The sequence below is a fragment of the Lelliottia sp. WB101 genome, from assembly GCF_003051885.1.
Lineage (GTDB): Bacteria > Pseudomonadota > Gammaproteobacteria > Enterobacterales > Enterobacteriaceae > Enterobacter > Enterobacter nimipressuralis.
Genome location: NZ_CP028520.1, coordinates 312645 through 335284 on the forward strand (window position 1 = coordinate 312645; position 22640 = coordinate 335284).

Genomic DNA, 22640 nt, shown 5'->3' on the forward strand with positions numbered 1-22640 from the left:
GTCACGTCACATTTGCAGTCATAAACATCGCTTGTTAAGGTGTCCTCAGATTAATTTGATGACGAGGAAATACACCATGAAAAAGATTAACTTCATTCTGCTTTCTGTCCTGACCGTAACATCTGGCTCCGCACTGGCGATGGGCGCATCTATTGAACAGGGTAAAAACTTCACCAACTTAAATATCGAAATGGGCAAATCCACCTCCGGTATTTATGCTGAAAGTAACTGGCTCAAAAATACCGATGACGGTACTCAGACGGGTGGTGTGGGTGCAGGTTATAACCTGGAAGTGGGTCCGGTAATGCTGAATGCAGGTGCGAAAGCCCTCTACCTCGGCCCGAAAAAAGGCGATAACGGTGTCGCATTCCCGGTCGGCGGTGGTGTAAACGTGGCTCTGACCGACAGCATTAACGTCTTCGGCGAAGGTTACGTAGCGCCTAACGGCCTGAACAACAGCGTGAAAAACTACGTCGAAGCCAATGGCGGAGTGAGCTGGACACCGGTTAAACCGGTTACGCTGAAAGTGGGCTATCGCCACGTAAGCGTTGACGGCAAAGACGGTCGTCCAAACCACACCCTGATTGACGGTGCCTACGTCGGCGGCGGCGTGAGCTTCTAAGGCTTGCGAACAAAACAAAAAACCTGCCCCAGGGCAGGTTTTTTTATATGAGAGATTCGCTAGCGCTGAACCTGCAAAATCTCCTGCGATTCCTGATTGGCACTCACCTCCTGCGGCGTTAACCACAGCGGCTTCCGGCCAAAGGTTTCGTACATTTTCAGCTGATCGTCATAATGCTTATCCGGCGTCCCGTCCGGGGCCACAAATCCACTTTGACCGGGCGCAACCACATCCCACGCCAGCACCGGGCTTGCTCCCGATTGAGGGGAGAAGACAATCATGTCGTTTTCCGTTCCCCGGTTCTGATATTCGGCCTGATGACGCGCCTCTTTCGCCGCCGCCTGCGGCACGCCAAAGAAGTTGTTCGCGCGGAAGGTCAGCGCCATGGCAGGTGTTTCCCAGGCGTTGATATCCGTGCCGTAGCGCGCCGAAAGCGTCTGCCACGCATCCTGAAGGGCCGCGAGGACGACCGTCTCCTGCGACTGTCCGGCAAAGAGATCGACCTCCTGCGGGATCGCCGATTTATCTCCCTCCAGCGCTTCGAAGAGGATCTTGGCCCCGACGCTGATATTCAGCGAGCCGGTCGGCCCGTCCTGCGTCGTTTCATATCCGCTGGCGCTGTACCAGGTGTTAAAGGGTGCCGGTACGGCGGCAACCACCGTGCGCTTCAACATACTGGTCAGCCAGGCATTGAGAATGGCGGAACCAGGCTGATCATAGGTTTTCCCGTCGTCGCGTAAGCGATTTTGACCGTCCCAGCTCGTCAGCTTTTGCACCAGTTGCTGGCGGGGATCGCTCTGCGGCAAACTGGCAGCCGCTTTTTGCAGGGCAGGCAGGAACAGACGCAGGTTCAGATCCTGACGGCTGGTTTTTTGGATCAATCCCCATGCTTGTTCGTAGGTCAGCGTGGGCTGTTTATCGATAAGCTGCGTGATTTCAGTGACGCGATCCGCCCCGCCCCATAAGAACGCGAACAGATCCGAGGCCGGATAATCTTTCTGCGGAGCATTGTTCCAGTTAGCGATATACCCCGACTGCGGGTTATACACTTTCGGATTGAGATCAAACGACAGCAGCCCCTGCCAGTCCCACTTTCCGGTGCCGGGCACCGGCAGGCGCGGATCGTGCCCCGGCTGGCGTTTCGGATATGCGCCCCCATGAACATAACCGATGTTGCCGTCGATATCCGCGTAATACCAGTTGATAGTGAGCGCCTGCTTCGCTGCCTGCGCCGTCCAGCTCGGCCAGTCTTTGGCCTTCATCTGGTGCGTCCACGCCAGCAGGGAAGCCACCTCTTTCCCCTCCCATGCGCGCGCTTTGGCGTAGGCGGTGTGTGTCGTCGGATCGACGTTGATCACATTGCCGTGAACGGTTCGCCAGACGGTAAACGTCTCCGGCTGCCCGTCTTTTACGGCGATCGTCTCTTCGCGACGCTGCATTTTGATCCACTCGCCGTTATGCAGATATTCACCCGGTTTGCTCTCGGAGGTCTGCTCCGCAAAGATATCCACATCGTCGCCGAATCCCGCCGTCGCGCCCCATGAAATGGTCCCGTTGTGGCCGAATACCAGCCCCGGATAGGCAAACGGCGTGTTGCCGGTCACGTCATAACCCGCGCCGTGCAGCCCAATGCCATAGGTATACGCCGGGGCGTACCAGCCAAACTGCGGGCCGTTGACCATAATCGCTTTCGCGTCCTGCGCCTTTTTCTTGCCAATCACCCACATATTGCTGGTAGTCGGGTAACCCGCCAGGCCATTGGCCCCGCTACGGGCAAACTGGGCGGCGATCGTTTCGCGGTTTTGCCCGGCGGTAAGCGCCAGCAGTGCGCCATCCCTGCCTTTCGCCGGTCGGTCGAGCATCGGGGCCGGAAGATCGTAGCGCGGGAGCAGCGCGGCGGTTTGGCTGTTTTTCAGATCGACAGTGATCGGATAGCGACTCTCCTGCGCGGCGATGGTGGTCGGCGCCGCCGGATTCACCAGCCATTTCAGCTGGTTAAACACCCCCATCCCTTTTTGCGCGCCGTATTTATCTTTTAACGCCGTGAGAAGCGCCAGGTTGTCGATTTCACTGGTGCTGTCGGAGAAACGGTTGGCCATCGTGCCGACAAAAACCATCGCCACATCAAAGGGCTGCCAGTGCCCAGGCTTAAAACCAAACTCGGTAAATTGCGCAGGCAGACGCTTTCCCGGCTCGGCGTTCACTTTATCAATCCAGGCGTTCATGCCGTCGGCATAGCCCTGAAGGATCGCTTTGTCATCGGCAGAGAGCGCGGCGATCTGCGCGTGAATCGACGCCGGCCAGTAGTTCTGGCGGATATCCTTATCAAAACTCACAAAAGATTTTCCGAGCACTTCAGACACTGTGCCCTGGGTGCTGCGACGGGCCATCTCCATCTGGAACAGGCGATCCTGCGCCACCACATAGCCGTAACCGTAAAAAAGACGATAGGTATCATCGGCGTAGATATGCGGCATGCCGTAGCTATCGCGAACGATCTTGACCTCTGTCGGGGCGGTATTCGCCAGCGCCGCGAGGCTCCAGCTTAGCGTCAGGGAAGCCACAACACAGTTCACGATCATACGATTTGTATTTTTCATTGTATCCTCTTGCAGGTGTATGATTTTCGATTTGATACTAGCAAGAGGCGAATTGTTATCCAGAACAGCCAGTTTGTTTCACTGCGAACTGTGAGTCTGGTAACTAATTCATGATACGAATATATTCATTATGTGATATCAGGCGAATCACAATCATTTGTTGATTGCAAAAAAAGGGCGGCTCGTAAGCCACCCTGTTTACTGCTGTGAAATCGGTTAGCGGCGGACGACCACCAGCTTCTGATTCACAAACTCTTTAATGCCCAGATCCGACAGCTCGCGACCGTAGCCGGAGCGCTTCACGCCGCCAAACGGCAGTTCAGCCGCCGTATCGGTCAGCCAGTTGATGTAGACCATCCCGGTTTCGATTCGCGAGGCCATTTTCTTCGCACGCTCAATGTCCTGGCTGAATACCGCCCCGCCCAGCCCGTAGTTCGAGTCGTTTGCCAGGCTCACCGCTTCGTCGTCGTTTTTGACGACATAGAACTGCGCCACTGGCCCGAAGAGCTCTTCAAAATAGGCCGGATTCTCACGAGAGATATGGGTCAGGATTGTCGGCTCAAAGAAGTTACCGTCGCGCTGCACCGGCTTGCCGCCCACGTGTACTTTCGCGCCGTTTTTCACCGCCTCGTTAACCTGTTTGGTTAATGTCTCCAGCGCATCTTTCGACGACAGCGGCCCCAAAGTGGTGCTCTCATCCAGCGGATCGCCGATTTTGACCTCGCGGAACGCCTCGGTGAAAGCCGTCAGGAACTGATCGGCCACTTTCTCATGGACGATAAAACGTTTCGCGGCGGTACACACCTGCCCGGCGTTGTTGAGTCGGGCATTGACGCCGATCTTCACCGCTTTCTTGAGATCCGCATCGTCGAGCACGATAAACACATCGTTACCGCCCAGTTCGAGGGTCGATTTTTTGATGTGCTTCGCCGCCTGCGCTGCGACCACGCTCCCGGCCTTCTCAGACCCGGTCAGGGCTGCACCCTGCACGCGCGGATCGGCAATGATCTTCGCGACCTGATCCTGCGAGATAAAGAGGTTCGTCCAGGCGCCGTCCGGCGCACCGGCTTCACGCACCAGATGGGCAAACGCCTCCGCGCAGTGCGGCACGATGCTGGCGTGTTTCGCCACCACAGGGTTGCCCGCCGCCAGGTTCGGCGCCAGCACACGCATCAACTGATAGAACGGGAAATTCCACGGCTCAACGGCCATCACCACGCCGATAGGATGGTGTTCCACCCAGGCGTCACCCAGTTCCGATTTGTACTTCACAGGGGCGAGAAACTGCTTCGCATTATCCGCGTAATAGCGGGCGATTTGCGCGCAAAGCTTCACTTCCCCGCGGCTTTGCCCGATGAGTTTCCCCATCTCCTGACTGGCGATTTTTGCCAGCTCTTCGCTCCGGCTATCGATCAGATCCGCCAGCTTATGCAGCACCGGCAGACGCTGTTCGATAGCGCCTTTCGCCCAGTCGGAATGGTAAAGGGCATCCGCCGTTTTTAGCGCGGCCTCGACATCAGCATCGGTATGGGATTTGTACTCTTTAATGAGCTTGTTGTTAGCAGGATTCACTGTCTGGTAAGCCATATAGGTCTCCTTAATTACCGCTTAGGGTATTAAGGGTAGTCAAAATGGCCGGGGGTGGGCGTAAAGTTGGGTATATACGGACGTTTCTTAGAAACATGTTGTAAAAAAGGCACATCACCCGATGTGCCTTACCTGTTTATTCATCAAAAGAGCAGTAACCGCCTTTATGATGCGAGCCGGTTCCGCCGTGAGGGTGCTGTCCTTTTGGGCAGGCCAGTGCTGTAAATGAAGTCATCGTAAATAAAGCCAAAAACATTGCTACAATAATCTTTTTCATGTATTCCATCCGCGAAATTAATAATTCCTATTTATATTTTCCCGCGTAAACAAACGGGAAGGGAAATTATACTCCCGGTGAATAGGGTTATTAATTAACGGATGTCGCAAATAGATTAACGATCGTGCTGCGCGATAAATTTTTTATGAAAGAGGAATACCCCGTTCAGAATGGCAGCGGCAAAACCGCAGAGCCACAAGGCTCACCATTGACTCCCATCACAGTTCCTCTGCTTCATTTCCCCCACTACCTCTGGGCTGCTCATCCTAACCCGTTGAAAATCCACATACCCAACAACCATCCATTCGAAAAACACTATCAATAACCTATTTTATCCAATTGGATATGCAATCACGCTCTCCACAGAATGTGTACAAACCTACGCATTCAGGAGTTCCCATGTCTATTTCCGTGATTAACAACACCCCGTATGAAGCCGTTGAAATCATTCAGGCTTCCAAACCCGGCTTTAAACCGCGCATCGCATTTATCCTCGGCTCCGGCCTTGGCGCGCTGGCGGATAAGCTTGATAACAAAACCGTTATCTCTTACGAAAAACTGCCGGGCTTCCCGGTCAGCACCGTGATTGGTCACGCGGGTGAAGTGGTGTTGGGCTCGCTGCACGGCGTGGATCTCATCTGCATGAAAGGACGCGGGCATTTCTATGAGGGCGTCGGGATGGGCATCATGACCCACGCGGTGCGCACCTTTAAGCTGCTCGGCTGCGAATTCATGTTCTGCACCAACGCCGCCGGTTCACTCAACCCGAACATCCCGGCGGGCAGCCTGGTGGCGCTCAATGACCACATCAACACCATGCCGTCCACGCCGCTGGTTGGGCCGAACGACGACCGTTTTGGGCCGCGTTTCTTTAGCCTCGCCAACGCCTACGACAACGATCTGCGCGCAAAACTGCACCACACAGCGGGTGATCTCAACATCACTCTGCACGAAGGCGTGTTCGTCTCCTACCCGGGGCCAAACTTCGAAACGGCGGCAGAAATCCGCATGATGCGGAACATGGGCGGCGATGTTGTTGGCATGTCGGTGGTGCCGGAAGTGATTGTTGCGCGCCACTGCGGCCTGAAAGTGCTGGCGGTCTCGGCCATCACCAACATGGCGGAAGGGCTGAGCGACGTGGAACTCTCCCACGAACAAACCCTGAAATGTGCGGCGATGGTCACCGACGATTTCATTCGCCTGATTAGCCAGTTCGTGAAGAACTGCCGCTAACTTCCCGTCCAGCGGCGGGCACGCGCCCGCCAGGAGAAATGCAGATGTCAGAAAATTACTCTCGCGGCAGTCTGAATGCGATTTCGTATCTGAGCTACTACTTCGTCGGCGCGCTGGTCTCGACGCTGGGGATTGTCCTCGGCCCGCTGTGCGCCGCGTTCAATAAGGATCCGAGTTTCATCGGCCAGGTGTTTACCCTGATGAATATCGGCATGTTCGTGCCGATCATGCTCGGCGGCATTCTGATGAAAAAATGGGGTCTGCAAAAGCCGCTGGTGATCGCCGCCGCGCTGACCATCCTCATCAGCGCCCTGCTGTTCGCCACCCCGACGCTGACCATGTTCAGCGTGGCGGTCGCCATTATCGGTGCCTGCGGCGGTATTTTTATGACCATCGGCAGCTACCTGGTGGTGCGCATCAATCCGGACGAAAAAAGCCGTTCATCGAGCCTGATCTTCACCGATTTCTTCTTCAGCCTGGCGGGCGCGACGCTCTCCTTCCTGCTGGCGTGGCTGTTTAAAATGGGCGCGAGTTGGATTGCCATGTACGGCATCATGGGCGGGCTGGGCGTGCTGATGCTGATCCTCACCCTGCGCAGCCGTTACCCAAGCACCGTTGCGCCAGAACCGGCGCATCAGGACACCACCCGCAAAGAGCCGTGGGGTCGTTCCGTCTGGCTGCTGTGCGGCGCGCTGTTCCTGTTCCTGCTGGCGGAGCCGATTTTCACCATGTGGACGCCAGGCTATCTGCAGTGGCGTTTCCAGATGCTGCCAGAACAGGCGGCGCTGTACACCACCGTCTACTGGGTGGCGAAAGCGACCGGGCTGTTCCTCAATCAGTTCACCGTCAAATGGATGAAGCTGCGCACCTTCCTGCTGATCTGCACCGCCGTCGGTCTGGTGGCGATTGCGCTTATCAGCAACAGCGCCAATACCACGCTGATTCTGATTGCCTGCGGCGCGTTCGGTTTCTTCAACTCTGGCCTGTTCTCCGGGCTGATGAGCTACGGTTCGTTGCAGGTCAGCCGCAGCTCCCCGACGCTTATCTCCGCGCTGCTCACCTGCGGCACCGTCGGCACGCTGCTGTTCGCCACTGTCTCGTCGCTGGTTAACAGCCGCTACGGCCTGCACGGCGCAGTGAATGCCTCCACCTGCGCCTACGCGCTGCTGATGGTGACGCTGCTGGCGGCCATCGCCTGCAGCAAGGCCGAACGCCTGCACCGGGGCGAGGCGGTCGCGGTTTGACAGGCTCCAGGGAGGGTTGCATGATATCGCCACCCTCCTTTTTCTCGGTGCCCGGTATGCTCGATTCACAGGCCAACAGCCGCATTCGCTTCCGGATGCTGCGCTATTTCCAGACCCTCGCCGATGAGCTGCATTTTGGGCGCGCTGCCGCCAGGCTGAATATCTCCCAGCCGCCGCTGAGCATGCAAATCAAAGAGCTGGAAGAGCTGCTGGGCGTGGAGCTGTTTGAGCGTACCAGCCGCAAAGTGGTGCTGACTCACGCCGGAAAAGTGCTGAAAGCGGAAGTCGACCGTCTGCTCAGCGCCACCGAACAGTCCCTGAACTATGTGCGCCAGATTGGCCGCAGTGAAAAGCAGCACATCAATATCGGGGTGATTGGCAGCGCGATGTGGGGACCGTTGCTGACGCGCATGAAGGCATTCCGCGAGGCCAATCCGGACGTCAACTGGACGCTGCACGAGCTGGGCCAGCAGGAACAGACCGAGGCCCTGCGCGCCCGCACCGTGGATATCGCCATCAACCGCAACGTGATCCCTCACGTCGAAGCCAAAATTCGCTGCCAGATGATTGCCCGTGAGGCGGTGTGCGTGGCGGTACATGAGAGCGATCCGTTGTGTCGTCGCAGCAAAATATCCCTGAAAGATCTGGTCGACCGGGCGTTTATCTCCCTCTCCTTCACCCACAGCGACTTTGCCCGTCAGGTGTATGACAGCTGTCTCGCGCTGGGCGTGTCGCCGCTGGTGACGCATCAGGTCTTTGAACCGCAGACCGCGCTGGCGCTGGTCAGCACCGGTAATGGCGTATCGCTGTTACCCGAATCCTGCGCGCTGATCCACTGGCCGGGCGTGGTGTTCCTGAAACTTACCGAGACCATCCCCGCCGATCTCTACGCGCTGTGGTACGACGAGCCGCTGCCGGATCTGTTCAGCCGTTTTCTGGCAGCCCTGCGCGACTGATCACACTTTTTTGCACTCCTCCCACGTTCCGCTCTATCCTTAACCCTATGGAAAAATTAGCTGAACTCAAACGCGCCAAGCTGTTGGCGCTGTCGCTGCTGCTGGTTGCCGCCGCGATTTTCATTGCCACGCTGTTTCTGCCGCAGACGATCTGGGTACGCGGCGCGAAGGCGATTGCCGAGGCGGCGATGGTCGGCGCGCTGGCGGACTGGTTCGCCGTGGTGGCCCTGTTCCGCCGGGTGCCGATCCCGTTTATCTCGCGCCATACGGCGATTATCCCGCGCAACAAAGATCGGATCGCCGACAATCTCGGCCTGTTCGTGCAGGAAAAATTTCTCGATACCCAGTCTTTAGTTGCGCTGATCCGCCGCTACGAACCCGCACAGATGATCGGCAACTGGTTCAGCCAACCGGATAACGCCCAGCGTGTCGGGCAGCATCTGATTCAGGTGATGGGCGGGTTCCTGGAACTGACGGACGACGGGCGCATTCAGCGCTTACTGAAACGCGCCGTACACAAGGCCATCGATAAGGTCGATTTTACGCAAACCAGCGCGGCGATGCTGGAGAGCATGACCAAAAACAACCGTCATCAGGTACTGCTGGACGCGGTGATTAACCGGCTGATCACCCTGATTCAGCGCGACAGTACGCGGGACTTTATCGCCGCGCAGATCGTTCACTGGCTTAAAACCGAACATCCGCGCAAAGCGATGATGCTGCCGACCGAGTGGCTCGGCGATCAAAGCGCCGAGCTGGTCTCCGATGCGGTGAACGCGATCCTCGACGATATCAGCCACGACCGCACGCACCAGATCCGTCAGGCGTTTGATCGCGCCACGCTGAAGCTTATCGACAACCTGAAAACCGATCCGGAGATGGCGACCAAAGCGGAGAACATCAAACACTACCTGAAGAATGACGAAGCGTTTAACCGCTATCTCGGCGAGATGTGGGCCGACCTGCGCGCGTGGCTGAAAGCCGATATGCAGAGCGACGACTCCCGCGTGAAGCAACGCATCGCCAACGCCGGGCAGTGGTTCGGCGAAACGCTGGTGGCCGACGCCAGCCTGCGCGCCTCGCTGAACGAACATCTGGAGCAGGCGGCGCATCGCGTGGCACCGGATTTCGCGGCCTTCCTGACGCGCCATATCAGCGATACGGTGAAGGGCTGGGATGCGAAAGACATGTCACGACAGATTGAGCTGAATATCGGCAAAGACCTGCAGTTTATTCGCGTTAACGGCACGCTGGTCGGCGGAACTATCGGGTTGATTCTGTTTCTGCTGTCGCAAATTCCGGTGCTTCTACCCCACTAAAAAAGGGGGCAGAGCGCCCCATTTTTTTATGAGTTTACCGGCTGCGGCGCAGGCGAATCTCTCCCCGCCTCGCGCGCGCGAATCACTTCTGCCTCAAAGAATTCCCGGACCACGGTGACCGACAGGCCGATCACGATTTGCAGGTTCCTGCCATTACGAATCGTCCCTAACGCACCCGCAGCTTTCAACGAATTATCATCCATCACGCACGACGGATCGTGGATCACCAGCCGCAGGCGGGTCTGGCAGTTGCTGATGGTTTCAACGTTTTCCGCGCCGCCGACGCACTGCAGGATCGCAATCGCCTTCTCGCGATCGGGTTGTTTGCCCGCCGCCTTTTTATCGCGGTAATCCTGTTTCGAATAGAGACGCACCTCGTCTTCATCCTCGTTACGCCCCGGCGTCAGGATGTTGTATTTGAGGATCACGTAGCGGAAGACCATAAAGTTGATCGCCGCAAATCCAAAGCCGATGGCCAGATGGATCCAAATCAGGTGCGCGTGGTTTTGCGCGTAGAAGATCCAGTTGAACAGGATCATGTCGTTCATCCCGCCGCCCATAAAGCCCACCACTCCGGCCATGTACAGCGCCATGCAGAGCACCGCGCCGATCAGCGCGTTGAGCAGATAAAGCACCGGCGAAATAAACAGATAGGTGAATTCGATCGGTTCGGTAATGCCCACGCTCATCGCGGTGATGATCGCCGGGATCACCAGGGCCGCCACTTTTTTCTTCTGGCTTTTCTTCGCCGTGGCGTAAATCGCCAGCCCCGCACCTAACGAGCAAAAGACGCTGATATTGCCGTAAAGGGAGTAGCCCGCCGCCGGAAACTGCTCGCGCAGCGGCACGGCAGAGGCCGCGTAGGTCGAGACGTTCTCGATCCAGTGGGTGTAGAGACCGCCATCCACCACCGCCGGGCCGAAGAAGAACGGGAAATAGACGAAGCGGTGTAGCCCCGTCGGCACCAGAATTCGCTCCACAAATGCAAACAGCCCCATTCCCAGCACGTCGGCTTCGATGTAGAACGTTTGCATGGCGTTGATGCCCAATTGCACTTTTGGCCACACCAGACAGGTCAGCCACGCCAGTGGGATCATCAGAAAGAAGGCGATAATAAACACCAGCGCCATCCCCTGGAAAATCGAAAAGTAGTCGTGGAGTTTTTTCTCGAAAAAGCGGTTGTGGATCCAGGTGACGATCCCGCCGACGATCAGGGAAAAGACGATACTGGTATCCAGCGTTTTGATGCCGCCCACCAGCGCCAGTCCGCTCTGCCCACCCACTTCCTGGCTGAAGTTGACGCCGAAATCAGCGCCCCAGAAGGTGAGCATCCCGTTGGTAAAATAGTTAAACGCCATGTAGGAGAAAAAGGCCACCAGCGCCGCGCGCGCCTGGGCGGATTTCGCCAGGCCAATCGGCAGCGCCATACAGAACAGCAGCGGGAAGTTGCGGAAAATCGTCCAGCCGCCGGACTTCAGAATCGTCATTACCTTGTAAAAAGTTGAGTCCGGATGGGCCAGATCGCCCATGATATCGGGCATGGTGAGGATGTTGGTGACGGCCATTAGCAACCCTGTGAACGGCAGGAATGCTATCGGGACCGCCATCGCGCCGCCAAACGTCTGGAAGGCGCCCATGATGTTGAGTTTTTTCATTTATTATTATCTCCAGCTATCCGCTCTCGCGGGTCAGGTCACAGAGGTTTTGCCAGGCCAGTCACCCTGCTCCCTCTCCAGCAGGAGCAGCATCGTTAACGCCTGAGCGTAGGGAACGGGGGCCATCGCGATATCGCAGTAATACTGAATATCCCAGCCCAACATGGTGCCGCGTGAGGCTTCGAGGACGATGCCGTCCTCGTCAATGCGCGCCATTACGGCGTCAAACGCCCGCAGCGCGTAAACGCTGACGGAATCATCCAGAATGCCCATCCGAACGCCGCGCAGCATGCCGTAGGCAATCCCCGCCGTGGCGGAGGATTCCTGAGGTGAGAGCGGATCGTCGAGCACCGTGTGCCACATGCCGTTGTCAGCCTGGAGCGTGCACAGGGATCGCACCTGGCGCGCCACCACCTGCGACAGATAGCGACGCACGCCGGTGTCCAGATGCTCGCCCATCAGTTCGATAAATTCGGGGATTGCCACGGTGATCCACGCGTTGCCGCGCGCCCAAAACGCCCCGGCAAAGTGGTGTTTATCGACAAACGTCCAGCCGTGATACCACAGCCCACTGGCCGGATCGCTGAGATAGCGGGTGTGCAGCAGAAACTGGTATCCCGCCTCGTCAATCAGGTCTCGACGTTTGAGCACAATCCCCGCCACGCCAAGGAAAAGGCAGGTCATAAACAGCGTGTCGTCCCAGAGCTGGCCGGTGTTGGGCTGCTCTTTCACCACGTGCTGGAAGCCGCCCTCTTCAGTTTTGGGCAGATCACGCAGCAGGGCGTCGGCCCAGTCGTTGACCGTTTTCAGCAGATCCTCACGCTGATGTTGCCCCGCCACCAGCGCCAGCACGATCATCGGTGCAGTGGTGTTGATCTGTATCTCCGGCAACCCTTTGGCGATCTGCGCCTCATACCATGCGAGGATCGACTGCTGCAGCGCCGCGTCCTGCTGGTGCGCGGCGTAACGCCAGAATCCGTAAAGCCCGACGCCGATTTCCCACTCCCACTCCTCAAAGTGGATCGCAAAACCGTCGCCAACGCCCACTTCATTCAAATTCTTCAGACGGCAAAATCCGCGCACCACGCGGTCCAGCGTGCTCATCCGTTCATCCTTGTTCATGCGTTTACGTCCTTGAAAATAATGCGTGGGGCAGTGCTGTGCAGAGCGGGAAACGTCGCGGCGAGATCGTGATTTTTCTCGATCGTCATTGCGCCCATCCGGGCGCTGAACGCCGCAAAAGCCACGTCGTCGCCGTAGCCCGCTTCCACGTACCACGCCACGTCGCGTCCTGCCGCGCGACACTCGGTTCCGGCCGTAAGCCCGTGGTCGATGGTATGCAGGGGAGCAGAGCAGATCACCGCCGCAAAAGCCTGACCGGCGCGAACGATACGGGCGTGCGTCGAGGCGATGACACGATCAAAAGCCTGTACCGACAGGTGAAGATGCGTCCACGGCAGGGCCTCTTCGTCAGCGATGTGCCAGCGCATCACAGCGCCGTTTTCCTGCTGCATGACATGCGGCATTACGCCGTTTCCCGCCCAGAATGAAGGCCGCTTTTCGCCGCCTGGCTCCGCTTCACCCGGATGATTAATCCAGATTTTGGCGTCAGGACGGGAAGCAAATTGCAGGTCGAGCAGATGCTGCTGATGGCCTGGCTCCCCCGCGTGGTGATCGACGCAGGAGGACAAACTGACGCCCGGCGCTTTCCAGAGGCAAATATTCCCGCCGCCGCAGGTGTACCACGCGGCCAGTTCGCCTTCGCAGAGCGTGGCGTACTTCTCTGACTCGGCAGGCGGCACGTAGTCGCTGGCGCAGAACAACGGCAGCGAGGCGCATTTGCGGTTATAGCTGCCGCCACCCCAGGCCACCGCGCCGTAAGCCGACAGCTCGGTGAGCCTCCCTGCCAGCAGCTCTTTTTCGTAGACGCGGCCCATGGTTCCGGCGGCGACGCCGTTCTGGTAATGCAGCGAGCTTAATAGCATTAAGCGGTCAATGAGCTGCCCTGCGCGGGTGCGAATCGCCTGGCTCTCGGCCAGCTGATACAGCGCGAACAGGCCAATATAATCAACGGGATAATAGGGTGCGGAGTTCCACTCGACGAAACCATGCACATCGATGGCGTCGAACCACTTCACCAGACGCGCTTCGGCAATCGCCTGCTGTTCGCGCCCGAAGCGGCCCGAGGCGATAAACTGTTCGTCCGGGAAAAACTGACCCGCCAGATACTGGGCGGTGTGGAAACAGAGCGCGTGGTTTTCGCTCCAGAACCACATCACGTCGCAGCCCTGTTCGTCGAGCCAGTAGCGATAGCCCAGCAGAGTCGATTTCACCCGTCGCCAGAGGGCTTGCGGGAAATGCTCCCCCTGGTGATAGCGCCAGATCCACAGCAGCGGCACCAGCGAAAAATCAGAGCAGTCTTCGCGTGTGCTGATGCGCTTGAGAGTGCTGTTCAGCAGGGTTTCACACTGAGGACCGTATTCGTGCAGGTGCATCATCGCCAGCAGGCGGCAGGTGCGATCCATGCCATGCGCGGCGATATAGCGCAGCGCTTCCTGTTTGCGCCCTGCAAGGGTGGTGGCGCGGGCAAGCGCCGGCGCATCGGGCATGACGTTGACGCCGACGGGACGCGTGAGTGTCACTTCACCGCGCTGGAGCGTCAGACGTAGCTGATAGTGCGCCTTACCGATATCCGCCGGTAACGGCAGGGCGATCGTCGTTTCTCCGGCGTTTAGCGCGCCAAAATCGAGTGTTCTCGGCGTAAAGTTGTCGTTGCCCATGCCGCGCAGTTCCCCGCGAAGCACAACGCCCGCAGGGACTGGCACACTGCCGTGCAGCCGCACGCTGTGGTCAATGACCGCCAGTTCCGGTCGCAGCCCGCCCGCAAACTCACTCAGACAATCGACCGCAGCCCCCGACATGCCGGGCAGTGCCACGCCAAGAGGCGCGTCATCCAGATTGACCATCTGCAGAGCAAAAAGGGTGTCGCGCTCAAACAACTCGTCGAGATGGATCAGCAGGCTATTTTTGCCCGCGTTCAGCGGCAGGCGCACCTCGACATGCTGCAGGGTATTGCGCGTAAACGGCGTATGGCAGAGGGTTTCTGCCCCCTCAATCCATATCCGCACGCCGCCGCAGGTGCCCACACGAAACGAAAACTCCCCGGTGTATGGCGCGAAAAGATCAACCGTCAGCCAGCGCTGAAGGTGGAAAGGCAAATGGCGAAAATCAGAAAATGAAACGCTGTCGCTCTCACCGCTAAAGGTCACTTCACGGCACGGCAGCGCCTGGGCGGGATCGACCGCGCGCCGGGCGTGCGTCTGGCGAAAGACGCGGCGGCAGAACGCTTCCGCTTTCGGGCCGGAGCCGTTGCGAAAGTGATAGTCTATTTCCGGGTCGATGGCTTCGCCGGTGTAGAATTCAGCAAAGCGCTCTTCCTTTGCCGCGGAAAAGAGAAAACGCGTCAGCGCTTCGCCCTGTTTAAGTTGCCAGTCACCCTGTGACATATTTTCCTCGCCTTCATACGACTTATCGATTGCGGGCCAATCATCAGCGGGAATGCACTTTTCGGCGAGCAGCCAATAGTGGGGATTGGCCGGAACTGCCTGGCAACTCACAAAGCGAGCCACCACCGGGGAGACGACGTGACGACGATCACGCCTTACGTGAAATGAAAAAAGAGAATGTGACGATGGGCGCACAGCCATCGCGCCGTGCGCGTGTCTTGCGCGACGTTCGTCACATTTTTGGCCGGTTTTAGCCCTTCAGCGCCTTAAGCTCCTCGCCCAGGCTATCGGCCAATGCCCGTACGCGTGAGGCATCAAACAGCACGTGCAATCCCGGCGAGGCGTCCGCGTGTTTCGCGCAGTAGTCTTCCATTTCTGAGGCGCTGCGATACAGCTCCTGAATGTTGATCTGGCAGATCTCGCGCATGCTCCAGCTGTTTTCCACCTCACGGGCAAAGCGCAGAGTGAAGAAGGCTTTCTGAGCGTGCAGGAACAGGTGGCAGTAGAGCGCAAAGCCTTGCCACTCCTCCAGCCAGCGGTTTTTCAGGGCATACGGGAACGCGGCGATCTCCGCGAAACGCAGCGCGCGTTCACGTAAGCTCACAGAGGCGTCGCGGGCGTCATCTTTCTCTTTGGCGATGCGCGTCAGGCAGGCGGCGGATGTCTCCACATCGCTGGCGTCAAAGGAGATATCGCGCTCGGAGCCTGGCAGCCAGTGGTTGCGATTGAGCTGACCGTAGAGGCTCCACACCGCCTGACCGTAGCTTTCCGGCACTTGACTGTGGCGGTGAAACACGTGGTCGCGGACGTAAATCGCGTTATAGAGCACCTGTCCGGCCTGCTCCAGCAGGGCGGTGAACTGGTGAAATACCGGCGGTTCAGGGCGCCAGCCGTAGCTTTCGTCGAGCCAGTACGTCAGCAGCTGATCGCGCGACAAATGGGCGCCATCATTCGCCAGCATCCGGCTGCATGCCAGCAGATTACATTCGCTCAGGGTGCCCATGATCCAGTGGTTATCGACCCCTTCCCAGCTGGTTTTGCACACCGCGCCGCGAATAGCTGGATTGCTGCGACACCACAGCAGACGGCCCTGCAGCTCGTCGATGCGCGGGAAAGGGAAAATCCCCCAGCCCACTTCTTCGCCCACCAGATCGATATCCGCCCACACTTCGCGCTCGCGGACTGCCAGCAGCGCCGGGTTATTAGGAAACGATGGCCAGAAGCGCTCGGGAGTCAGTTTGATGGAGACGCTGACGCTTTCGGGCAGCGGGCGGATCGCCTCCAGCACGTTGCCGAGATCGTGATTGCTCGCCGGGAACACGCGCAGCACCAGATGCTTGTTCTCTTTCTGCATCGTCCGGGAAAGCGCGCTGAAACAGCGGCTGTAGAGGGAAAAACTGCGCTCGTCACGCTCAGGCAGCCGGGCATTGTCTTGCCCCTGTAGCTCCCAGTTCGGGCGCGAAATGGGCAGCAGGCCGTCGGTATTGGAAATCGCCACCAGCAGGCCGCTCAGTGCCGGAATGCGCTGGCAAATCAGCGACACTTTCTCGCTCAGATACGCGCACCAGAAATCGATGTCAAAGCGCACGCCGTGGCCCGGCTCGAACAGATGCGGATGCGCCAGCAGCAGGTCGGTCGGGAAGTTGAACTCTTTGGCCTGCAGATAAAAACGCAGCCCTTTTTGCTGGCACAGTTTACCGAGACGATTGAGATGGACGCAGCGGGCGCGCTGCTGGCTGGAGAGGCGATCGTTGTACTGAAGCGGGGTGTAGCCCTTGGGCGAAACCAGCATGTCGAACAGGTCCACCTGCCCGACAATCACGGTATTGAAATCATGCGCGACGGCGTAATCCACCAGCTCGCAGGCCTTATCCCAGTTCCAGTAAGCCTGATTATTTAGCTCCAGCGCCCTTGTCTGCCACATCTCCCTGCTCCTTTTGTCGCCCAATTGACCGGCCGACAGTCATAGCACAGAACGCAGAAAATAGGTGTGTCACGGTTCTCGAATGACGTAGCGGGTCGGCTCAAAAAGGTTCAGGAACAGATGCACCAGGAACACCAGCGTCAGCGTCGAGACCAGCGCCACCGTCACCGAGACGATGCGGTAGAGATCGCTGAACACCAGATCGCCGTCAGGATGCATGTTCTGACCAAACATAATGCCGATGGTGGTGATGCTGGCAAACCCGACGCCCGCGCCGACTTTTTCCATGACGTGCAGACGTGCGCCAAACGCCAGCCCGAGGCCAATCAGCGGCATCATCAGCAACATATGGCTGCTGTGATCGTAAAGCACCAGCTGCATTACCAGAATGTACAGACAGCCGAGGATCACCCCGACCACGCGCCACAGGGAGCTTATCACCGCGCCGCGATAGTTCATCGGGAAGAGGATCAGCACGCCCGCCATCAGCGCCGAGAGGGAATCGCTGAGATCGCTTATCTGAAAGACAACAAAAATCAGCGTTGCCACGGTGCCGGAGAGCAAGGATTCGTGGCGCACGCGGGCAGCGTTTTTCTCAATCAGCGGCGGCGGCTTGCGCGGTTCGACGTCCGGCAGCAGGTAGTTCATCAGCGCGCTTAAACAGACCGCCATGATGCTGGCCTCGACGTTTGAGAACAGCAGCGTGTGCCAGTTCGTGGTCGGGTAACTCATAAAATTGAGCATCACGCTCTGACACACCACCCCCATCGAGCCAAACAGGAACAGCGGCCCCTTGCTCATAAACCGAAAACGCATCACGTAGAGGGCGAACACCACCAGCGTCATGATCAGCGGCCATTGTGAGAGATAGCCGATGATAATTACCATTTCGATGCAGTTCAGCGACGCGCTAAAGATAAACTGCTTTGCCACATGGCGGTTAAACACAGGCACCAGCGACAACAGCATGATCGGGTAGACCACGTAAAAGACGCCGTAGCTGGTGTTGTAGAACGTCGAAATGCTCAGCGCGATCATCCCGGCAAAGACGATGCGCAGAGTCTGGCGAAAGTCGTTCGCCGTGTAAACGATGTTGCCGTGCGGGGTAAAGACCCGCGCGAGCGTATTAATAGACATAATGCAGCAGGCTCACGAGGTGAATTTGCAGCCCGGAGAAGAAGCGGGCGAACGGCCCTTCGCTGTTGTACAGCTGCACCGTGGCGCGGGCGCCGGTTGGCAGGTGTTTTGGCAGCGTTTCGTCCAGCGCAATGTGAATGCGCATGCGCTGCGCGTCTCGCACCCAGCGGTTGGAGGTTTCAGGCTGAGATAATTCGCCGTTCACCGCCTCCTGTCCCGCCAAAATCCCGGCGTCACTGCTGGTGACGTGCGCGCGGAAAACGCGGCCCGGGAAGGCGTCAAACACCACCGCAGCGTCGGTGCCCTGATGGGTATGGCGCAGGCTCTTCTCGCGGAAATCGGCGACGATATCAGTCTGGTTATTCACCAACGCCAGCGCGGCAGAGCCTGACGAGGCGTAAAAACCGGGGCTAAGCTGCACGTTGCTCACGGTGCCGTCGGCCAGCGCGTAGACCTTCGTCCAGCTCAGGTTTAGCTCCGCCTCTTCCAGTGCGTTGCGATATTTTTGCAGCGTTACGTTGCGCTTCTCATCCCGCTCACCGCGCTCGATGCGCAGGTTATGGATATTAGCTTCAAGATTCGCCACCGACTGTTCGCTGCTCTGCCAGGTGGTGCGCACCTTATCCAGATCCGATTGCGAAACGTTCTGCAGGGTGCTCAGGCGCTGATAGCGGTCAAAGGTGACTTTATCGTTGCGGGCGGTCAGCTGCGCCGTTTTCAGATTGGCCTGCGCGGCAACGATCTGCGCGTCCAGCTGCTGATTAGCGAGCCGGGCCTGTTCCAGAGCGATCTGGGCGGCTTCGACCTTATTGCGAAACGGCGTCGGGTCGAGTTCGAACAGCACATCGCCCTTTTTAACCTGGCTGTTGTTGTGGACGTACACCGCCGCGACGTTGCCGGAAACGCGCGCGGAAACCGGCGTCACCACACGCATCACGGTGGAGTCCGGCGTCAGCGGGATCCAGATATCCGCGACGATAAAATAGACAAACATCAGCAGGAAAGAGGCAATACTCACCCTAACCCAGCGGGCAAACTTTTGTTCAGGAGTCATTATTTTTAGATCTTGTTGTCTTCTTCGCGGATTGACCGCAAATTGCAGGCGATTTGATTTAATGTTGCGCAGAAAATCTCAAGATGTTCAGGCGCGATATTATATGACACGCGTTGCTGAAAATTTTCGACCACCTGGGTGAGCGTTTTCAGGACCGCGTGACCTTCCGGCGTGAGGGTGAGCAAGCGGATGCGCTTGTCATAAGGGGATACCGTGCGCAGCAGATAACCCTGCTTTTCCAGCTGAGTCAGGGTACGCATCAGCGGCGGCAGTTCGATACCCTGCACTTCCGCCAGTTCGCTGACCGAGACGTTATCGCCAAGCGATTTAAGCTGCATCATCACCGTCCAGCTCGACTGGGTGAGTCCCGTATCGAGAATGGCATCATCAATAACCGCGCGCCATTGACGCACAATCATCGCCATCCGCATACCCATCGGCCTGCGGCAAAACAGATCATCTTCGCTCACGGAAACCCCCTCTCATCACCGTAAGCAAGATAATAGTTATCAGGGTAACTATCAAGAAACGAGAGGGGAAAGAGCAGGAATTGCGAATTCATAGGCCGGTGGGCAGGCGCCCACCGGGCGGGGTTTTATTCAATCATCGTTTTAGGCTCCATAAACGCGCTGATCCCCCACGCGCCCATCTCGCGGCCTACGCCCGAGTGTTTGAATCCGCCGAAAGGTGCTTTCGGTTCGTGGGCGAGCGTATTAACCAGTACCCGGCCAGCCTCAATTTGTTGTGCAACGCCACGCGCACGCTCGCCGCCCAGCACCAGCGCGCTCAGGCCATAATCCGTATCGTTGGCAATGGCGATGGCTTCGGCCTCATCGCGATAGGCGATAATCGACAGCACCGGGCCAAAAATCTCCTCGCGGGCGATGGTCATCTGGTTATCGACATCCGTAAACAGCGTCGGACGGACAAACCAGCCGTTTTGTGTGCCCTCCGGACGCCCTTCCCCCCTGCCAGCAAACGCGCCCCCTCTTCTGTGCCTTTGCGGATGTAACCCTGCACGCGCCGCCACTGTTTTTCGCTGACCATCGGCCCCACTTCCGTCGCCGGGTCACGCGGATCGCCCGATTTTACTGCCGCCATCGCCTGCGCCAGCGCCGCTTCGCATTCCGTTTTGCGCGAGCGTGGCACCAGAATACGCGTCCCGGCCACGCACGCCTGGCCGCTGTTCATCAGGCCAGCCTGGATTGCCAGCGGAACCGCCTGGCTTAAATCGGCGTCTTCCAGCACAATCGTCGGCGATTTACCGCCTAACTCCAGCGTTACGCGCTTAAAGCTCTCAGCGGCGTTGCGCAGAATCGCTTTGCCGGTAGCGGTTGAACCGGTAAACGATATTTTTGCCACGTCCGGATGACGGCTGATAGTCTCCCCCACCGTCTCGCCGCGCCCGGTGACGATGTTAAACACCCCCGGTGGTAATCCGGCTTCGCTCAGGGCTTCGGTGATAATCTGCGTCTGCCATGCGCTCATTTCGCTCGGTTTGATCACTGCCGTACAGCCCGCCGCCAGCGATGCCGCCAGTTTGCCGCAGATAAACCCTGCATCGCTGTTCCACGGCGTGATAAGCCCCGCCACGCCAAGCGGCACCATCTGTACCGTGGCGGCGCCGACCTGGGTCGTGAATTCAAACGCCGTCAGCGCGTCGATGGCCTGGGCTATCACCTCTGCCGGATAACTCGCCATCCACGCCGATCGCGACGCTGGGGCACCGTACTCTTCAATAATCGCCTCCAGCAAATCGTCATGACGCGCCGCGACCGCCGCATACATCCGTTTGAGGGCAGCAATGCGCGCCTCGCGAGTGGTCCTCGCCCATGCCGGAAACGCAGCCTTGGCCGCACTAATGGCGCGTTCCGCGTCGAGTTCATCCGCAAGGCGGACCTGCCCGAACACCTGTGCGGTCGCCGGGTTGTAGAGATCAAAACGCTCTGTGCCGTGCGGTGTGACAAATTCACCGTTGATAAAAATCCGATCGATATGACGCATAACACCTCCTCAGGCTGGAAGAGCCCAGTCTGGCACGCCTTTTACGTTTCGATAATCCACGCTATCCTGCAAAGGTTATTGCGATTTTCAGGACAATCTATGCACCGTTCAGGACTGACAGAGCTGGAAGTGGTGATGGCCGTGGTGCGGCGCGGCAGTTTTCGCGGCGCAGCGCAGGAACTCAACATGTCGGCGACGGCAGTGAGCAATGCCATCGCCGGGCTGGAAAGCCGCCTGCAGACGCGGCTGTTTAACCGCACCACCCGCAGCGTTGCGCTGACGGACGCCGGGCAGCGCTATGTGGCGCGTATCGGCCCGGCATTACAGGCGATCCGCCAGGCCAGCGAAGAGATCCACAGCGAGACGGACGAACCTGCCGGAACGCTGCGCCTGAACGTGCCGAACAATATCGGCACCCTTTTTCTGGACGATCTGCTGATCGACTACATGATCCGCTACCCCAAAATGCGCGTGGAGACCGTCAGTGAAGCGCGCCTGATCGACATTGTCGCCGAGGGGTTTGACGCCGGGATTCGCCTGGAAGAGTCTGTCCCACAGGACATGATCGCCATCCCGCTCACCGGCGATATCCGCCAGTTGGTCACTGCCACACCGGACTATTTTGCCCGCCACGGTATTCCGCAAACGCCGGATGATTTGCGCCACCATCAGGGGATTGGAATGCGCATGTCGCACGGCGGGATTTATCGCTGGGAGCTGGAACGGCGCGGCGAGCGCTATGCCCTGGCCGTCCCGCCGCGTTTTGCGACGTCGGATCTGTTTGCCTCGATACGGGCGGTGAAAGCCGGGCTGGGAGTCGGTTTTTTACCGGAACTTTATATCCAGCAAGAGCTGGCATCGGGGGAACTGGTGAGCGTGTTAAATGACTGGACGCAGCCCTTTGCCGGACTGCGCCTCTACTATCCCGGCCACCGGCACGTCCCGCCGGGGTTGCGGGCGCTGGTGGCGCTGGTTCGCGAACGCGGGATTATTCCAGGTTAGCTTTGTTCAGGCCGTAAGCCGCATCCATTGCACCCGGCTCCATGCGCGAGGTAATGCCCAGACGGTTCCAGGCGTTGATCGCCACGATGGCGAAGTTAAGCTCTGAAATCTCGGTGTCGGAGAAGTGCTCAGCCACGCTGCAGTACAGTTCGTCGCTGATGCCGTGGACGCTGATTTGGGTCAGCGCTTCGGCGAAGGCCAGCGCCGCTTTTTCACGGGCACTGAACAGCGGCGATTCGCGCCAGGCCGCCAGATGATACAGGCGCAGCTCGCGCTCACCGGCAATTTTCGCCTCTTTCGAATGCATATCCAGACAGAACGTGCAGCCGTTCAGCTGGGAGACGCGGATATCGATCAAGTGCTTCAGGGCCGGGTCGATGGAGGTTTTGCCGATCGCCATGCTCAGGTCGGACAGGGCTTTGGCAAGTGCAGGTGTGGCTTTATGGTGGTTAACGCGAGTGCTCATTGTCTTTCCTCTTTTTGTGCGGCATATCAAATGCGATGGGGCAAATCTACGCCG

17 protein-coding genes and 1 pseudogene are annotated in these 22640 nt (G+C 58.3%); 6 read left to right on the forward strand and 12 right to left on the reverse strand.

Annotated features, from left to right (window positions below; translation table 11 throughout):
- Positions 1-76 precede the first annotated feature (76 nt).
- Positions 77-622 carry a YfaZ family outer membrane protein gene (locus DAI21_RS01435; protein WP_100777764.1) on the forward strand — a complete coding sequence of 182 codons (546 nt, stop codon included), beginning with the start codon at positions 77-79 and terminating at the stop codon, positions 620-622.
- Between the two features lie 59 nt (positions 623-681).
- Here DAI21_RS01435 and DAI21_RS01440 read toward each other — a convergent pair whose 3' ends face one another.
- The 3 genes from DAI21_RS01440 to DAI21_RS23035 all read right to left on the reverse strand — a co-directional run bounded on the left by DAI21_RS01440 (position 682) and on the right by DAI21_RS23035 (position 5086).
- Complete coding sequence (locus DAI21_RS01440; RefSeq protein ID WP_107702317.1) at positions 682-3222, reverse strand: penicillin acylase family protein; 2541 nt, start codon at positions 3220-3222, stop codon at positions 682-684.
- Between the two features lie 216 nt (positions 3223-3438).
- Positions 3439-4809 (reverse strand): NAD-dependent succinate-semialdehyde dehydrogenase, encoded by a 1371-nt coding sequence (locus tag DAI21_RS01445; protein ID WP_107702318.1) that lies wholly within the window; start codon positions 4807-4809, stop codon positions 3439-3441.
- A gap of 136 nt (positions 4810-4945) precedes the next feature.
- Entirely contained in the window at positions 4946-5086 is a 141-nt protein-coding gene (locus DAI21_RS23035) for a hypothetical protein (RefSeq protein WP_164971804.1), read from the reverse strand.
- Between the two features lie 399 nt (positions 5087-5485).
- Between DAI21_RS23035 and xapA the strand changes: the two genes are divergently transcribed.
- The 4 genes from xapA to DAI21_RS01465 are packed head-to-tail and all read left to right on the forward strand — an operon-like array spanning position 5486 to position 9838.
- A complete protein-coding gene (gene xapA, locus DAI21_RS01450; RefSeq protein WP_107702319.1) occupies positions 5486-6319 on the forward strand; it encodes a xanthosine phosphorylase in 834 nt (277 codons plus the stop codon).
- A gap of 44 nt (positions 6320-6363) precedes the next feature.
- On the forward strand, positions 6364-7563 hold the full coding sequence (gene tsgA / locus DAI21_RS01455; protein ID WP_102104527.1) for an MFS transporter TsgA: 1200 nt from the start codon (positions 6364-6366) through the stop codon (positions 7561-7563).
- Positions 7564-7583: 20 nt separating this feature from the next.
- Positions 7584-8519 (forward strand): LysR family transcriptional regulator, encoded by a 936-nt coding sequence (locus tag DAI21_RS01460; RefSeq protein WP_233210362.1) that lies wholly within the window; start codon positions 7584-7586, stop codon positions 8517-8519.
- A gap of 47 nt (positions 8520-8566) precedes the next feature.
- A complete protein-coding gene (locus tag DAI21_RS01465) occupies positions 8567-9838 on the forward strand; it encodes a DUF445 domain-containing protein (RefSeq protein ID WP_107702320.1) in 1272 nt (423 codons plus the stop codon).
- Positions 9839-9864: 26 nt separating this feature from the next.
- Here the strand turns inward: DAI21_RS01465 and DAI21_RS01470 are convergent, their stop codons facing one another.
- The 8 genes and pseudogenes from DAI21_RS01470 to DAI21_RS01505 form a co-directional block, all read right to left on the reverse strand.
- A complete protein-coding gene (locus DAI21_RS01470) occupies positions 9865-11493 on the reverse strand; it encodes an alpha-glucoside-specific PTS transporter subunit IIBC (RefSeq protein ID WP_107702321.1) in 1629 nt (542 codons plus the stop codon).
- A 33-nt stretch (positions 11494-11526) separates the two neighbouring features.
- Positions 11527-12615 (reverse strand): glycoside hydrolase family 105 protein, encoded by a 1089-nt coding sequence (locus DAI21_RS01475; protein WP_107702322.1) that lies wholly within the window; start codon positions 12613-12615, stop codon positions 11527-11529.
- Positions 12612-14999 carry a hypothetical protein gene (locus DAI21_RS01480; protein WP_107702323.1) on the reverse strand — a complete coding sequence of 796 codons (2388 nt, stop codon included), beginning with the start codon at positions 14997-14999 and terminating at the stop codon, positions 12612-12614. Before DAI21_RS01480 ends, DAI21_RS01475 begins: the two co-directional genes overlap by 4 nt.
- A 250-nt stretch (positions 15000-15249) precedes the next feature.
- Positions 15250-16923, reverse strand: coding sequence for a hypothetical protein (locus DAI21_RS01485; protein ID WP_107702324.1), 1674 nt, complete (start codon positions 16921-16923; stop codon positions 15250-15252).
- 69 nt (positions 16924-16992) lie between these two features.
- Entirely contained in the window at positions 16993-18060 is a 1068-nt protein-coding gene (locus DAI21_RS01490; RefSeq protein ID WP_100777774.1) for a DUF2955 domain-containing protein, read from the reverse strand.
- Complete coding sequence (locus tag DAI21_RS01495) at positions 18050-19117, reverse strand: HlyD family secretion protein (RefSeq protein ID WP_100777775.1); 1068 nt, start codon at positions 19115-19117, stop codon at positions 18050-18052. Before DAI21_RS01495 ends, DAI21_RS01490 begins: the two co-directional genes overlap by 11 nt.
- Positions 19118-19119: 2 nt before the next feature.
- Complete coding sequence (locus DAI21_RS01500) at positions 19120-19584, reverse strand: MarR family winged helix-turn-helix transcriptional regulator (protein WP_100777776.1); 465 nt, start codon at positions 19582-19584, stop codon at positions 19120-19122.
- A gap of 125 nt (positions 19585-19709) precedes the next feature.
- Positions 19710-21118 (reverse strand): annotated as a pseudogene (locus DAI21_RS01505) (aldehyde dehydrogenase family protein).
- A gap of 99 nt (positions 21119-21217) precedes the next feature.
- Here DAI21_RS01505 and DAI21_RS01510 point away from each other — a divergent pair.
- Complete coding sequence (locus DAI21_RS01510; protein ID WP_107702325.1) at positions 21218-22120, forward strand: LysR family transcriptional regulator; 903 nt, start codon at positions 21218-21220, stop codon at positions 22118-22120.
- On the opposite strand, the gene DAI21_RS01515 is transcribed toward DAI21_RS01510, so the two are convergent.
- Positions 22107-22586: a carboxymuconolactone decarboxylase family protein gene (locus tag DAI21_RS01515; protein ID WP_107702326.1), complete on the reverse strand. Its 480-nt coding sequence runs from the start codon at positions 22584-22586 to the stop codon at positions 22107-22109. The two genes, DAI21_RS01510 and DAI21_RS01515, sit on opposite strands and share 14 nt — an antisense overlap.
- Positions 22587-22640 lie beyond the last annotated feature (54 nt).